The organism is Niallia sp. FSL R7-0648, assembly GCF_038007005.1.
In the GTDB taxonomy this organism is placed as follows: domain Bacteria; phylum Bacillota; class Bacilli; order Bacillales; family Cytobacillaceae; genus Niallia; species Niallia circulans.
In genome coordinates this window covers 2,093,698-2,109,531 of the sequence record NZ_JBBOWE010000001.1, presented here as the reverse complement: position 1 = coordinate 2,109,531, position 15,834 = coordinate 2,093,698, and the positions used below count along the sequence as shown (strand labels likewise).

At 34.2% G+C, this 15,834-nt stretch carries 13 protein-coding genes; 10 read left to right on the top strand and 3 right to left on the bottom strand.

Annotated elements, in window-relative coordinates:
* Positions 1-8: 8 nt before the first annotated feature.
* Positions 9-3,176 (bottom strand): S8 family peptidase, encoded by a 3,168-nt coding sequence (locus NSQ89_RS10060; RefSeq protein WP_341132574.1) that lies wholly within the window; start codon positions 3,174-3,176, stop codon positions 9-11.
* Between the two features lie 224 nt (positions 3,177-3,400).
* Here NSQ89_RS10060 and manA point away from each other — a divergent pair, with 224 nt between their 5' ends.
* Positions 3,401-4,345, top strand: coding sequence for a mannose-6-phosphate isomerase, class I (gene manA / locus NSQ89_RS10055; protein WP_341132573.1), 945 nt, complete (start codon positions 3,401-3,403; stop codon positions 4,343-4,345).
* Between the two features lie 245 nt (positions 4,346-4,590).
* Here manA and NSQ89_RS10050 read toward each other — a convergent pair whose 3' ends face one another.
* On the bottom strand, positions 4,591-5,382 hold the full coding sequence (locus NSQ89_RS10050; RefSeq protein ID WP_095320899.1) for a histidinol-phosphatase HisJ family protein: 792 nt from the start codon (positions 5,380-5,382) through the stop codon (positions 4,591-4,593).
* A gap of 194 nt (positions 5,383-5,576) precedes the next feature.
* On the opposite strand from NSQ89_RS10050, the gene NSQ89_RS10045 reads away from it, so the two are divergent.
* From NSQ89_RS10045 to spoIIP, 6 genes are all read left to right on the top strand, one after another.
* On the top strand, positions 5,577-6,347 hold the full coding sequence (locus NSQ89_RS10045) for an alpha/beta hydrolase family protein (RefSeq protein WP_341132572.1): 771 nt from the start codon (positions 5,577-5,579) through the stop codon (positions 6,345-6,347).
* Positions 6,348-6,524: 177 nt separating this feature from the next.
* Positions 6,525-7,298 carry a DeoR/GlpR family DNA-binding transcription regulator gene (locus NSQ89_RS10040; RefSeq protein ID WP_047940628.1) on the top strand — a complete coding sequence of 258 codons (774 nt, stop codon included), beginning with the start codon at positions 6,525-6,527 and terminating at the stop codon, positions 7,296-7,298.
* Positions 7,295-8,167: a Cof-type HAD-IIB family hydrolase gene (locus NSQ89_RS10035; RefSeq protein WP_341132571.1), complete on the top strand. Its 873-nt coding sequence runs from the start codon at positions 7,295-7,297 to the stop codon at positions 8,165-8,167. The genes NSQ89_RS10040 and NSQ89_RS10035 overlap by 4 nt, the downstream gene beginning before the upstream one ends.
* Positions 8,168-8,739: 572 nt before the next feature.
* Positions 8,740-9,345: a lysophospholipid acyltransferase family protein gene (locus NSQ89_RS10030; RefSeq protein ID WP_047940630.1), complete on the top strand. Its 606-nt coding sequence runs from the start codon at positions 8,740-8,742 to the stop codon at positions 9,343-9,345.
* The gene (gene fabZ, locus NSQ89_RS10025; RefSeq protein WP_047940631.1) at positions 9,342-9,761 is read left to right on the top strand and encodes a 3-hydroxyacyl-ACP dehydratase FabZ; all 420 of its coding nucleotides are present in this window, start codon (positions 9,342-9,344) and stop codon (positions 9,759-9,761) included. The genes NSQ89_RS10030 and fabZ overlap by 4 nt, the downstream gene beginning before the upstream one ends.
* A 257-nt stretch (positions 9,762-10,018) precedes the next feature.
* Positions 10,019-11,158, top strand: a complete 1,140-nt coding sequence (gene spoIIP, locus NSQ89_RS10020) for a stage II sporulation protein P (protein ID WP_047940632.1) — start codon at positions 10,019-10,021, stop codon at positions 11,156-11,158.
* A 51-nt stretch (positions 11,159-11,209) separates the two neighbouring features.
* Here spoIIP and NSQ89_RS10015 read toward each other — a convergent pair whose 3' ends face one another.
* Positions 11,210-12,157, bottom strand: a complete 948-nt coding sequence (locus tag NSQ89_RS10015; RefSeq protein WP_179290004.1) for a tyrosine-type recombinase/integrase — start codon at positions 12,155-12,157, stop codon at positions 11,210-11,212.
* A gap of 108 nt (positions 12,158-12,265) precedes the next feature.
* On the opposite strand from NSQ89_RS10015, the gene NSQ89_RS10010 reads away from it, so the two are divergent.
* The 3 genes from NSQ89_RS10010 to NSQ89_RS10000 all read left to right on the top strand — a co-directional run bounded on the left by NSQ89_RS10010 (position 12,266) and on the right by NSQ89_RS10000 (position 15,765).
* Positions 12,266-13,750 carry an aminotransferase class V-fold PLP-dependent enzyme gene (locus tag NSQ89_RS10010; RefSeq protein ID WP_341132570.1) on the top strand — a complete coding sequence of 495 codons (1,485 nt, stop codon included), beginning with the start codon at positions 12,266-12,268 and terminating at the stop codon, positions 13,748-13,750.
* Positions 13,751-13,913: 163 nt separating this feature from the next.
* A complete protein-coding gene (locus tag NSQ89_RS10005; protein WP_341132569.1) occupies positions 13,914-14,519 on the top strand; it encodes a TetR/AcrR family transcriptional regulator in 606 nt (201 codons plus the stop codon).
* The gene (locus NSQ89_RS10000) at positions 14,506-15,765 is read left to right on the top strand and encodes an MFS transporter (RefSeq protein ID WP_341132568.1); all 1,260 of its coding nucleotides are present in this window, start codon (positions 14,506-14,508) and stop codon (positions 15,763-15,765) included. The genes NSQ89_RS10005 and NSQ89_RS10000 overlap by 14 nt, the downstream gene beginning before the upstream one ends.
* The last annotated feature ends 69 nt before the right edge of the window (positions 15,766-15,834 follow it).

Below are 15,834 nucleotides of genomic sequence, written 5' to 3'. Positions count from 1 at the left end.
CTTTGTTATTATTTTGCCTTTGTGACCACTTTTATAACAGATTTGCTGACATTACCAGATGTATCTTTTGCCGTAATAGTTAAAGAGGTTTTTTCTTTTTGCTTTTTAATTTTGATAGAAAAAGCTCCTTTTTTATTTGTTTTTCCTTCTGCTAATACTTTGTTGTTTCTTTTAATGATAATGGTTGCATTTTTTTCAGCAGTTCCTGTTACTTTTGTTGTTTTCGTCGTGATCGTATTTACTTTTGGCTTAGCAGGAGCTATTTTATCTGCTACTGTAATAGTCTTCGCTTTACTTATATTTTTCGCCTTATCTGTAGCTGTAACACTGATTTTAGTATTTTCTTTTTGCTTTTTAATTTTAATCGTATACTTTCCTTTTTTATCAGCAACTGCAGAACCGAGCTTCTTTTTGCCTGCTTTGGCAGTAACAGTAGAATTAGCTTCCGCGTTACCAGTGATTTTATCTGATTTATTACTGATTGTTCCAGTTATCGTTGGGATAGGAGGTGGTGTGTTATCCACAACTTTCACGGTTGCTGGTTTACTTGTATTTTTTGCACCATCTGCAGCTGTAACAGATACAATTGTATTAGCTTTCTGTTTTTTGATTTTAATAGCGAATTTCCCATTTTTATCGACCGTTCCTTTACCGATCAATTTCCCCTTAACCTTTGCATTAATATTAGCAAAAGGTTCACTTGTTCCTTTCAGCAAACTATCATTATCGCCAACCTTTTGAACGGTTGGTGCATTTGGAGCTTTCGTGTCTCTTTGAACAGTTGTTCTGAGGGATGTATTTGCCGTTCCATTTTTGCTTGAAAGCTGGACATACATAAGCTTATCCGCTTTTTGTAAAGGTATTTCTACTGTAAACTTGCCATTTTTGTCTGCTGACGAAGAATAGGTTTTACTGCCAAGTTTTACACTTACTTTGCTTCCTTGTTCAGCTGTCCCGGTAAGTAATCGAGTACTATTATAAACAGGATTAATTTTTGCTTTTAATTTTAGAGCACTAAAAGCAGAAAATGCGTTTAATCGCCCCCAGCCAGATACTTTATCAAAACCGATGGGATTACTACTAGCGGGTAAATCATCTGGATATTCTTCCGAAAATTCATTTTCAGGATTGTCATTTTCCTTAAAAACAATAGATGTTGTTGTTTCAATTAAATATTTTTCTACCTCTTTAGGCTTTAGCTTCCCATTTAAAGAAAGCAATAATCCAGCCACAGCAGATACATGTGGCGTAGCCATCGAAGTACCACTGTATAATAAAAGATTTCCATTGGGAACAAGACTTGGAATGTTGGAACCTGGTGCAACAAGCTTAAGCTCTTTCCCATAACTTGAATAATCAGCAACGATATCTAAATCGTTCGAAGCTCCAACGGCCGTTACATATTTGGAAGAGCCCGGATAATCAAGTCCTTCATAACCATTATTTCCACTTGCTGCAATAATAGTGACATTTTTGCTGTTGGCATATTGAAGCATGGACTCTATTACTCTACTATAACCACCACCCAAACTCATGTTGATGACTTTTGCGCCATGATCTACCGCATATTTAATTCCTTTTGCAATTTGTTCCGTATCACCAGAGCCAGATGCATCTAATATTTTGACTGGCATAATTTTTGCGTTTGAATGGATGCCAGACATAGAATAGCCATTATTTATACCTGCTGCGATAATGCCGCTTACATGTGTACCATGATTATTGTCATCATATACATTGTCTGATTCGTTGATAAAATTATAACCCGCTGTGATTTTATTTTTTAAATCGGCTAAGGAAGCATCCACACCAGTATCTAAGACAGCAATTTTCATTTGTTTAACATCAGTAGATTGTTGAAGTTGATAAAGCTTTTCAAATTGAATATCAGCACCATTTTTCCCATTTGTTTGTGCTGTGTTTTTTAATGACCATTGGTAAGGTGCAGATACATCACTTGGCAAGGATAGTAAGGTATACTGTTGTACAGGCTCTATATACTCTACTTCATTTGCGTTTTGAATCTTGTTAATAAGGGTATTAGCACTCTTCGTTGTGTATTTTCCTTCATTCAATTCAAGGGTAAACATACCGTCAGCAATTTTTTCGCTTCCTTCTAACCCTTTAATAGATTGAGCAGAAGTTTTACCCAAACTGTTTTTCAAAGAAGAAACTGTTTTACCAGATTTCATTTTTACAATATATTTATTATTTATCTCTTTGTTCGTTATACTTGAGCTGGAAGCTCCTAATAAAGTAAAAATGTCATCAAGCGTTTTTCCTTCTATATTAGATAACTCTACTTTGTTAGCGAGGGATGAAATCTTGGTTTGTAAAGCGGTAGGAGAAGCTTCTAAGGTGATTTCATATAAATTATTTATTGCTTTTGCTTCGTTTTTTCCAATTTTATAGGTGCTGCTTGTACCATTATCTAGCAGGTTAGTGAAAATCGGTTTTAGCGCTTTTAAATTTGTTAATACATCTTGTCTTAGCTGCTTATTAAATATCATTTTCGCCGATAAAAATGGCGATACTTGATAGTATAAAGAAGATAGTTTTTTCCCATTTGCCGTTGAAGACAAAATGGTATCTCTAATAGTACGTAATTGTGTAAGGATTGTTTGGCTGTCCTTTGACTCCTTGGTACTTAATTCAACTGGACATGCTTCTTCTGCTTCAACAGTAGGAGCTTGCTTTGTATCCGTTACTTTTAAGGAAAATTGACTATTCGGTTCAGGTACTTCATCTTCTCCTATGTATTCCTCATCATCTACGTTGGAATAATACTCAACCTTAATATAGTACGGACCTTCCCAAGCAATCGGGAAGTAAATGACGCCCTTATTATCCATAAAGCTAACGGCGTTATATTGATCGAAGGTGTTGTCTGACATAGCATTATCTTTACTTGAATATACGCTAATATTCATTTCTTCCGTTGAATTTAATTCAACCTCTAGGTGAGTTGCTTTAGACACGACAGATTTTGGATCAATCTTAAACCATTTAACATGTTCGTCTGGCTGAAAGCTCGAGGATAGCTCTTTTCCGATCGAAAGAGTAGCAGCTGAAATTTCTCCTTCTGATGCTAGGATCTCTTTTGATGGCATTGCGCTTAATACTAATGTCACCGTTAATAACAAAGCAAAAATTGTTTTCCATTTACACTTTTTCATAATTTCCCCCCTATAAGTGGTATATTACAAATCTATTAAATCACCTTTCTTCCAATTTGTCCTCATATTTTTTGTATTTTTAGAAAAAATTGTATGTTATTCTTTTTCATTTAATAAAATCGGCAGCAGATCGATATTTTCGTTTTATGAAAATCAAACCCAATTTATATGGGAGTATGATAGAATAGTCTAGTAAATATTGTAAAGAAGGAGTTCCAAATCATATGAACGAGCCATTATTTTTTAAACCAGTATTTAAAGAAAGAATTTGGGGCGGTACTGCACTGCGTAGCTTTGGATATGATATTCCGAGTGAAATAACAGGGGAGTGCTGGGCGTTTTCTGCACATCCACATGGTCAAAGTATAGTAAAGAACGGATCATTAGCGGGTAAAAACTTAGAAGAGTTATGGGAGAATCATCATGAGCTTTTTGGTAATATAGAAGGTGACCGTTTTCCGTTATTAACAAAAATATTAGATGCTAATCAAGATTTATCTGTACAAGTGCATCCAAATGATGACTATGCAAAAGTTCATGAAAATGGAGAACTTGGTAAAACGGAATGTTGGTATATTATTGACTGTCAAGAAGGAGCAGAAATCATTTTTGGGCATCACGCGAACACAAAAGATGAATTAACAACGATGATAGCTGAAAATAAATGGGATGAATTATTAAACAAGGTACCAGTGAAAAAAGGTGATTTCTTCTTTGTACCTAGCGGAACAATTCACGCTATCGGTGAAGGAATTATCATCCTTGAAACACAACAAAATTCTGACACAACATACCGTGTATATGATTATGATCGTACAGATAGCGACGGCAATAAGCGAGAGCTGCATATTGAACAGTCAATTAACGTTACAACTGTTCCACATCAATTAGCGGCAACTACTCCAGTTGTTGAACAACAAGGAAACATGGAGATTACTAAATTTGTTACATGTGATTATTTTACAGTAGAAAAATGGGTGTTGGACGGACAGTCTACTAGAAAACAAGACCAAGATTTTTTACTATGTAGCGTAATTGAAGGCTATGGATCTCTGCAAAAGGATGGCAAAGAATTCACTTTCCAAAAAGGGGATCATTTCTTACTGCCATATAAATTTGGTGAATTTGAATTGACTGGGAAAGCAGAACTGATTGTTTCCTATATCTAAAGCGAATTTCCAAAAATAAAAAAGAGTGTCATTTGGGTACTGATCTCCAAAAGTTAGAATAACAATACTAACTTTTATCGGTAACTACCTTTGCACTCTTTTTTATTTATTTTCGGATAATATGGAGTAATGGTGCTGTATTGTCCTTTTATATCAGCCGTTCCTAACCGAATGATCGAAAATATTACCCATAGAAGAGTCTCTGCTAGTTTAGCTCTAATGCTTATAAGAAGCTGTTAAGATTTCTACATATCTATTCGAATAGGTTTTCTTTTTTCATATTTGTAATATGCTGTAAAACCTGCTTTCTTTGCTAGATTAAGAGCTTGCATGAAATCTGCGCCAACATCGTCTTTTCTATGGGAATCAGAACCAATTGTAAGTATTTCGCCACCTAACTTTTTATATAATGCCAACACTTCTATAGAAGGTAATGATTCATTTAAGCTTGTTCGCCAGCCAGAAGTGTTAATTTCTAAACCGATGTTTCTTTTAATTGCTGTTGTTAAGATAGTAGTGATAATCTCCTGATAGTCAGGGAAGTGATAGATACCTCGTGTTGGATGGGCATATCGCTTCATTAAATCAAAATGAGCGAGGACATCAATATCTGCGTATGTAACTAATTCAAGAACCTCTTTAAAATAAGTAAGATAAATATCCTCATCAGGGTGAGCATTCATATATTTACGAAGTGTTAGCCCGTGTAAATTGTGAACAGAACCAAGAATATAATCAAAAGGAATTGGTGCTAACACTGTTTTATATTGTTCACGTAATAAATGGGGTTCACATAGTTCAATTCCTAATTTAATTATTAATTGATCCTGATAACTAATTCTACATTTGTTGATGTCTTCTAAATATGTTGGCCAATTCATATGACCGTAAGTCGGGGCATTCGGATTGACAGAAAAGTGTTCGGTAAAACAAATTTCATTTATCCCTTTTCTTATAGCATTTTCACAAATATCCATCATTATTGCTTTAGAATCAAATGAATGATTGGAATGGTGATGATAATCAATATAATACATAAGAATCTCCTTTAATTTGTCAGTCGATAATGAAACCCAGCCTGTTTATTTTATCATATTTTAATAACAAACTTGAAGTTGGAAAGAGGTTCTATTATTATATGATAAAAAAGATTTCAGATAATTCCTGTTTTAAACTTACTAAACAGGTAGGAATAATGTATAATAGATGTATGAAGGTTTAGGGGGAGGAAATGATGACCGAGGTAAGATCAATCAACTGGAAAGACGATACCATTGTTTTGTCTGTTGATTATCCAAAGAAAATACGGAATGAATATAAAGTAGTGATAATGTGCCATGGGTTAATTGGCAGTAGAATTGGCGTTGATCGCTTGTTTGTTAAGGCAAGTAATGTACTGACAGAATTGGGTTATTTAGTGATTCGTTTTGATTATAGGGGATGTGGCGAATCTAGTGGTGAGTATGGCAGCACAAAATTGTCTGATTTAATCGATCAGACAGAAGCCATTATTCAATTTGCTTATGAAAAATTCTCGATAATGGAACTTATTTTACTTGGCCATAGTTTGGGTGGAGCTGTCGCTGTATTGACAGCTATCAAAGATGCACGAGTCAGACGGTTAATTCAGTGGGCTGCTGTCGGGGATCCAGCGGTTGATATTAAACGAATATTTGGAGAAGAGAGATTGTCTGAATTAGCAGAAAGAGAAGTCGTTGATTTTTACGGCTATTCTTTTTATCAAACTTATTTCGATTCTTTAATAGATTATAATCCATTAAAGAGTTGTCATAAGTTTTCAGGAGATGTTCTTCTTGTGCACGGTACTGCTGATGAGGATATTCCTTATCACTATTTGAATAAATATAAAAATGAATATTTAACTAGAAATACAGGAACTGTTGAATCCGTATTTATTGAAGAGGGAATACATACTTTCTCATCTGGCAGCCAATTTATGAAGCTGATTAATGGAACGGTTGACTGGTTAGAAAGGAAATAATTAAAAACGCAAATGGATGAAGTAGATATCCGTTTGCGTTTTTTTAAGTGAAAATAATTATTTTGCTTATTTTAATGGAAATTTATAAGTGAAAATAATTATTTTGCTTATTTTAATGGAAATTTATAAGTGAATAACTTAAAATGTAAATAGATGAAATGAATTTGAGGGGATAATATGGCACAAGAGCAAAGATTAATGGACATTATTCAGTATTTAAATGTGCATGAAAAAATAACAGTGGAAGAAATTTGTTCCCTCTTTCATGTTTCCAGAGATACAGCTAGAAGAGATTTAGTAAAACTAGAAGAGGAACAAGTAATTATTCGAACAAGGGGTGGTGCGCTTTTACCAAAAATTCATCGCAAAGTAGATAATTATCATAATCGATTGAAAGCTGTATCAGAAGAAAAGAAAGCAATTGGAAAATTAGCTGCATCCTTTGTTCGAGAAAATGATCATATTATTTTAGACGCCTCCACCACTGTGCAGGCAATCGGAAGTTTTATTAATCAAGAATGTACAGTGATAACAAATTCTATCAATTTGGCGGATATTTTATCAGATAAGCAATTGCCGAAAATTCACTTATTAGGTGGAGTGATGCAAAAAGAACATCGCTATTTATACGGGAATTCTGTTATTCAACGATTAGATAAATATTATGTAGATAAAGTGTTTATTGGTATTGTCGGTATATCTGAAAAAGGACTAACAATTGTCGACGAAGAAGACGGTGATGTTAAAAAGAAGATGATGCAGCAAGCAAAGCAGGTTATTGTAGTTGGTGATAATAGCAAGATAGGCATTACTGACTTTTACCAATTCGCGAATCTTTCCGATATTGATCTCTTTATCACAGATAAAGAACCGGAAGAATGGTTTATTCAGTTATTAAAGGAAAATGGTGTGGAGTTATTAGTGGCAGACAGGAAGGATGGAGAAGGATGATTACATGTATTGTAACCGATTTAGATGGCACTCTTTTAAATCATGAAAGTAAGATTAGTCCAGAAAATGCAGCCAGTTTGAAAAGTGCACAAGAAAAAGGAATAGAAGTAATTGTAGCAACAGGTCGAAACTATCCAGATGTTATGGAGATTTTCAAAGAAACTGGATTAAAAACTTGGGTTATTGGCGCAAATGGTGCGACCATTCATGATCCAGAAGGAAACCTATTTGATCATCTTCCGATGGATAAGCCAAAAGCAATGAGTCTATTACAATGGTTAGATGAGAGAGATTACTATTATGAAGTTTTTAGCAGCGATTATCTTTACTCGCCACAGCGTGGTAGACAATTAATTGCAATTGAACTTGATCGTTTATATACGGCAAATCCTCAAATTAGCAGAGAAGAGCTTGAAAAGCATGCGACTATTCAATTTTCGCAAACTGGATTTTCTTATATTGATAGCTATAAAGAAATAGAAAATCCTGCAATTGATGTCTATAATATTTTGGCATTTTCCTTTGATAAAGAGAAGCTAGACGCTGGATGGAAAACATTCGAAGATGATTCCGCCATCACTCTTGTTTCATCTGGAACCTATAATTTTGAATTTGAGCATAAGGATGCCTCCAAAGGAAACGCATTGACAAAACTAGCGAATCACTTAGGAATTCACTTAAAAGATGTGTTAGCAATGGGTGACAGTATGAATGATCTATCGATGTTAATCAAGGTGGGATATCCTGTAGCGATGGGAAATGCAAGGCAGGATGTAAAAGATGCTTCAATAGAGGTCGCTGAAACGAATGACCAGGATGGAGTCGCAAATACGATTAAGCGGATAGTATTGTCCTCGATTACTTTATAATAGGAAAGCCGCATGGATATAAGTCTTAGAATTAAATAAAACCTAAACAATTATACGGAGAAGTCATTTATAATCTCTTATGATTGTTTAGGTTTTTTAATTTGGATAAAGAAAGCTTATGTCATTATTCACAGCTTGATTACACGGCCCTTTCCAAGGGAATAGCGCAAAAATTGCTTTCTGCCATTTGTCTGCAAGGTCTTAGGCGTTTTGCTGTGTCCTATGCATATCAGCAAGAAGGGTTTAAGAAACTTGTTTGAAAATTAGTTCGATACATTGAATTTTTATAGCGAATCTATTTTAATTTATCCATATTTTTTAATTACTGCTTTAATTACAATAGATTCTTCAACTGGGAGACGCCTATTTTGTAATGGTTTGATACTATTTTTTTTAACGAGAATGAGATATAATAAGTAGGTAGTAAAAAAATAGTATCTAGTACTAATAGCAGATGATATTATTTTTGATAGCGGTTTTTATCAGCGGAATATTTGGCCATTTTAAAAATCTTACATATAGTAATGCTACACATAAATATTAGTAATTTTTACATAAAGGAGAAAGAAAAAATGTATGCATTTACGAGCAGATTTGCAAATGTTGTCTTAAAAATTTTTGGAAGAACAAAGGTAATCAATAAAGATAAATTACCGCAAGATACTGGTTATGTGGTTGCATGTTCTCATATTGGCTGGGTGGATGTGGTTGCGCTTGGTACTTCTTTATTACCAAATGAAATTCACTTTATGGCAAAGAAAGAGTTATTTAATAAACCAAAAGCAGCTAAATTTTTGCATAGTATTAATGCTTTTCCAGTGGATCGAGAAAATCCAGGCCCAAGCAGTATAAAAACGCCAGTAAAACTATTAAAGGACAAGAAGATAGTAGGAATTTTTCCTAGTGGAACAAGAACTTCTGAGGATGTGCCATTAAAAAAGGGAGCTGCTACCATTGCAAACTTGGCGAGAGTGCCTATCGTTCCAGCAGCTTATAGTGGTCCAACAGATTTAAAGGGTCTTTTAAGGGGCAGGAAAATACATGTTATATTCGGTGATCCAATTTCCTTGAAAAAGGAAGATGGTACAAAAAAAGATCCAGCTGATATTACAAGGGAATTAAGCGATGTAATGGCACAATTACAAAATGAATTAGATAAAAGAGGCGGTAAGCAATGATGAATCTACAGAAAGTGAAGGATATACTAAGTCGGTATCCTCTGCCTTTAGTAGATGAAATATTAGAGTTAAAAGAAGGCAAAATGGCAGTTGGAGTAAAGCAAATTAACAAGGAAGATACATTTGCAACGGGACAAAATCCAAATAATCCGATTATGCCAGGTGTCCTTATAATTGAAGCGATTGCTCAAGTTACTGCAGTAGCTATTCATAGTGAAGAAAAACATAGGAATAAATTTGCCTTATTAGCAGGCATAAATCATTCCAAAATTCGTAAGCCTGTATTTCCTGGGGATGAGCTTTGTATGGAAGTAATGGTTGAAAAGGTGAAAAATAGCTTTGCTAAAGCAAGAGGTAAAGCAACAGTAGCTGGTGAATTGATTTGTGAAGCAGAGTTTCTTTTTTCCTTTCAATAAGCAATGCCAATACTTGGTCACTTTCTAGAAATGGACAATCTTTCTAGAAGGTGATTTTTAATTTTTATGGAAGACTAGATAGCTAATTATAGCAGTTTTCAACAGTTTCTATCAAAATTTTACGCATCCAAAATAATGAAGAAATTTATAAATCCTCCTTAAAATAATTACAATTCCCTATCAAATATTTCATAGATTACAAGACTATTTTCTAGTAAATAGACATATATCTATAAAGAGAAAGGGGATGTACCTATATGCAAACCTCCAAAACACGTACATTAATCCAATATTTGAACACAACAATATTAGGAATCATCCTAATGTTTATCCTTATTGCGGGAATCACGACCTCTATTTTTTCCTTTAAATTAACTTCTGATAATGTTGCCAATATCTTAAAATCTGTAAATACAACGGAAATTTATACAGAAATATTTCATAGTGAAAATCATCTTTTTCCAAAATCAGATGGAAAGGGACTTTCAATCGGAAATATTCTTTTTCAAATTGCCACTAATATTCGTTTAGATGACACGCGCACACTTTTAGGAAGAGAACTACCTGCTTTGACTTTTTTTCATACTGAAATAGTTGTCGCAGAAGAAGGGACAAGTCTTGCTAATCTTCCGTTTGAGTCAACACCATCCGAAGAGCTTATGAAAAATCCTAAAGAAGTAGATGAAGAAAAAGTGGAGAAGGAAGAAAAGCCTTCAGATAACAAAGCACCAGTTACTACTCCAAAAAATAAAACAGTGTTGGTCTACAATACTCATAATCTAGAAGCCTATCTACCACTTTTAAAGAATGCAAATGAAAATGAAGCAGTCAGCTCAGATGAACGGGCTAATGTAGTTGGATTAAGTAATAAATTAAGTAGTCTATTGCAAGATGAAGGGATTGGCGTGCAATTAGATAAAACAAATATTAACCAAAAGCTTCTTGATAGAGGCTGGAATTTCTTCTCATCTTATGCCGTTTCTAAAGAAGTGGTGGAGACAGCAGTTAGCGAAAATAAACATATAAACTATTTAATTGATATACACCGAGATTCAGCAAGGAAAAAAACTACTAGTGCTACGATTAATGGCAAAAACTATGCCAAATTACTATTTATTATAGGCAATGCGAATAAAGGATATGAAAAAAATCAAGAATTTGCCAAAAAGCTTCATGCTGAACTGCAAAAAAAATACCCTGGGATATCAAGAGGCGTATTCCTTAAGGGAAAAGAAGAAGGAAACGGAGTATACAATCAGAACTTTTCTGACCGTGCTATCCTACTTGAAGTAGGTGGGATAGACAATACGCAAGGAGAATTGAACCGCAGCATTGCAGCATTTGCTGACGTATTCTCAAAGGTGTATTGGGAAGAAAATGATGCGACACAGCAATAACGAAGAAAAAGCTGGACCACCTTTTATATTGGAGGTCCAGCTTTTTTCTATTTAACTATTGATTTTATTTTGCAAATATTGTTTATACCTTCTAAGTGCAGCTTCACTTGTTAAATGAAATTGGTGCATTACCTTCTCATCGCTCACTCCTAATGCTAGTTCTTTTAATATAGCAGCATTGCGAAAATTGACTGCAGAAATTTTACGTAAACCTGCTCTTCTTACTTCATCTTTAATCATTTCTTGAATAGCGCGGACAGACAGAGCTTTTGGTTTTTGTCGATCATAATCATATTGAAAAGAATAAGAAATATTGTTAAAGGCGACAAACACAGGATCATTAGAATAATATTTTGGTCGAAGGACTTCCGGAATGGAAAAGTAGTATGCTCGTAATTTTGTCAGAATATCACTTGGAATGGCGAGAAGGAACGGATCATCCTCTCTATGCAGAGTTAGTTCTCCTTGTGCTAAGTTTACATCTTTCATTTCAATACCATGTATATCGAGAGGTGTCAGGCCAAAAGTTTTTAATAAAGCCACAATTGTCCAATTTCTTGTCAGCAGATAGTTTCGAGCCGATTTTTTGGTTCCTTCAAAATCCTTTGTCAGCAGATTTTGCAATAATTTATTATATTCTTCACTTGTAATAAAATCTTTTGTAGTCAGGGAACGCAATGGGGCAGCTTCAGCTAGTTTATGAATTTCATGGGCACAAACACATTGATGGTACATCATTAGTCTGCTAAGGACAGATGCCAGACGGCGTATTGTTGCCTGTGACAGTTGCTTTTCCTTTAAATAATGAAAGTAAGCGCGAATGTCATCAGCTCCTAATGCCTTTATTGTTTCAAATTTAGTATTTTCCTTGTATGTAGAAAGCCAGCTGAAAAATTTCTTTAAATCAGATTCGTACTGTTTTAATGTAAGTTTGCTTCGTCCAGATTGATTTAAGTTCTCCATATAGTCAAGTGCATAATCAGGCAAGGTAATCATCATATATGTTCCATCCTTCTTATGAATTTTTTTCAAACTATCCGAAATGCAATAACCTCTCTTCTTATTTTGACATAGGTTAAAGAAGGAGAGAGAAAGGGGATATTTAAATTGATTAGAATTAAAGTTGGTGAGTCTGTCTACCAATATCATACTAAATTAGAACATTATTTTTCAAAAATTAAGCATAATATCATTGGCAATAATGTAACCTTTTCTACACCTTATGGAACGCAGCAGCTGCTATATGCGGATTGGACGGCAAGCGGCAGATTATATAAGACTATTGAAGAGAAGATTATCAATAAATTAGGTCCTTATGTTGCTAATACACATACGGAGTCAAATATTACAGGTACTTATATGACTAAGGCATATAAGGAAGCAAAGCGAATTATCAAAAAGCATGTTCATGCAGACGAAAATGACATTATTTTATTCGATGGATTTGGTATGACAGGGGTTGTTAATAAATTACAAAGAATAATAGGTTTAAAGAATAGCTGTGCATGTGCGAAAAAGGAGAAAATTGCTGTAGTATTTGTCACTCATATGGAACATCATTCTAATTATTTATCATGGCTGGAGACAAATGCAGATGTCATAATGATTAAGCCAAATGACAATGGGGATGTCAGCATGGAACATTTAGAATCTTTGCTAGAGCGATATAAGGACATCCCATTAAAAATAGGGGCATTTACAGCATGCTCTAATGTTACTGGAAGGAAAACAAATTACCACGAGCTGGCAAAAATAATGCATAAGTATAAAGGCTATTGCTTTGTTGACTTTGCGGCATCAGCTCCTTATGTGGAAATGAATATGCATCCTGATAATAAAGAGGAACGATTAGATGCTATTTATTTTTCACCTCATAAATTTCTAGGTGGACCGGGAACAAGCGGAGTGCTAGTGATGTCAAAGAAGCTTATTTATTCCAGTATACCGGATCAGCCAGGAGGGGGAACCGTTGATTTTACGAATGAGTGGGGAGATATCCTCTACAAAAAAGAGGATGAAGAACGGGAAGATGGGGGAACACCAGGATTTTTACAAGCGATTAAAATAGCGTTATGTATACAACTAAAAGAAGAAATGGGAATAGAAAGAATAGCGGCTAGAGAGAAGGAGTTAATTCAATTAGCTATGTCAGAACTGAAGAAAATCAATAGAGTTCGCATACTAGAAGGAGAAAATGAAGATAGGTTAGGCATTATCTCGTTTATTTGTGAAGATATTCATTATGATTTAGTCGTACAATTATTGAATGATCGCTTTGGTATACAAGTAAGGGGCGGCTGTTCGTGTGCTGGTCCATACGGACATTATTTACTACCAATTACAAAGGAATATTCCAAAGCAATAAGCAAAGAAATACAAGAAGGAGATTTTTCCCATAAACCAGGGTGGGTGCGAATATCCTTACATCCTACAATGAGCAACGCAGAAGTATATTATATAGTGGAAGCTATTAGAAAGATTCTAAAATACCACGATGAATGGGTAAGGGACTATGTAACAAAGCCTTTCTCTTGTGAATATCAATCATTAAGAAGAGATAAATTACAGGTGAAGGATTTGTTTACGATATAAGCGGCAGCAACGAGCGGCATACATTTACTTCACTCCCTTAATAAGGGAGTTTTTAGTAAGGGGATAAATAGTTTGAAAATTTCACAAAAAGAGTTTGACTACCAATATTTTCTTTTATATAATATGATTGATTAATCAATCATTTAATAAGTGGGGAATTCAAATGGCTAAACCAAGATCTGAACAAAAAAAAGAAGATATTTATCAAGCTGCTTTAAAGTTGTTTTCACATAACGGTTTTAGTAAAACAACCATTAAGGATATTGCTGCAGAAGCAGGTGTTAGTTTTGGAACAGTATTTACTTATTATGAAAATAAAGAAACTTTGTTTACAGAATGTGTAAATAGACCTCTCCAATTATTTAAGGAGATAATAAATGAAACCAAAAATGAACTTACTGATTTAACTGAAGAAAAACTTAAATATATCATTCGAAAACATCTGAATTTATTCATGGAGTCCGAAAAAGAACTTCGTATTGTCCAATATGTGATTGGGCAGCCAGATAGATTCGCTGAAATTCATGCATTAGATGAATTTGTCGAACTATTTTTAGTTTATATTCAAGAAATTGTTCATATAGGAATGGAAAAAGGCTTCTTGCCAAAAAGTAACTCCAAAGAGGTCGGGTATGGATATCTGGCTTTCCTAATGGGAGCTCGGTTAACCTATTCAGATCATGCGCATGCTATGTTTACAAGCACATTTACAAATCAAGCTTACCGTTTATTTGGTATGGAAGGGGAATATGCCGATGATAACATTTAGCCAATTACATATTTCCCTTCGTATCCGCATGTATTTGCAGTTTATTACTTCTTTAACATCAAGTGCAATCATCCCTTATATATCTGTTTATTTTAGCTCACTAATCGGAACAACGGTAACAGGAGTAATTGTCATCATAGTCATTCTCTCTGGTATAGTAGGCGCATTAATCGGCGGCTACTTGGCAGACAGAATCGGGAGAAGAAAAATGATGATAATAGCAGAAGCGGGCATAGGAATAACCTATCTTTTTATTGCAGTCTTTAATTCACCATGGATTAATCTACCATATATAAGCGCTGGTTTATTTATGATCAATTTATTTTTTAATGGCATGTTTTTCCCTGCATCTACAGCAATGATTCATGATTTAGTATTGGCAGAGCAACGGAAATTTGTTTTTACAGCGATGTATTGGCTAGCAAATTTAGCAACCGCACTTGGTACTATCACAGGAGCATTTTTCTTTATTGACTATCATTTCTATTTCTTCCTATTAGTTGGTATTGTGTCACTTGGATCAAGCTTAGTTACCTATGTATTTATTAAAGAATCTCTTATGAAAAATAAATTTTTAAGGAGCGACAATAAATCTAAATTTACTATTTGGTCTAATTATCTTCATGTCTGGAAAGACCGGACTTTTATGATTTACTTACTTTCCTGCTTCCTTATCTTCTCTCTTGAGAGCCACTTAACAAATTATATTGCCATTCATTTAAGAGATACAATGCAAGATACTAACCTTTTTGGAATCCTTCCTGTAAATGGTATCAATATGGTGGGAATTCTTCATGCGGAAAATACTATACTGGTAGTTTTTTGTGTAGGTATTGTTACATGGATGATGAAAAAAATATCGGACAATAAGCAATATTTTATAGGAATGTGTTTATTTGTGGTTAGTTTTTGTATCCTAACCTATATCTCGTCACCATTATGGCTTATTATGATGATGCTGTTTATTTCAATAGGCGAATTGATGTATGTTCCGATTAATCAAAGCATCCTTGCAGATTTAGTGAATGAAAATTACCGTAGCTCTTATTTAGCTCTGAATGGATTGATTGGTCAAGGACAGATGATAGTAGCTGGCTTAGCAATTACGATAAGCACCCAAATTTCTGCCTTAACGATGTCTTTAGGATTATTCTCATTTGGGATATTAGGTTTGTTATTAATGATTTATGTTGTTAAAAAGGAAACAAATTCTAAAAAACAAATAAACATAACCCAAACAGTTTAAAAATCTCATTATTGATGCTATAAACATTAACGTCTGAATTTTATTTATTTAAGGAAAACGTCTATTTAT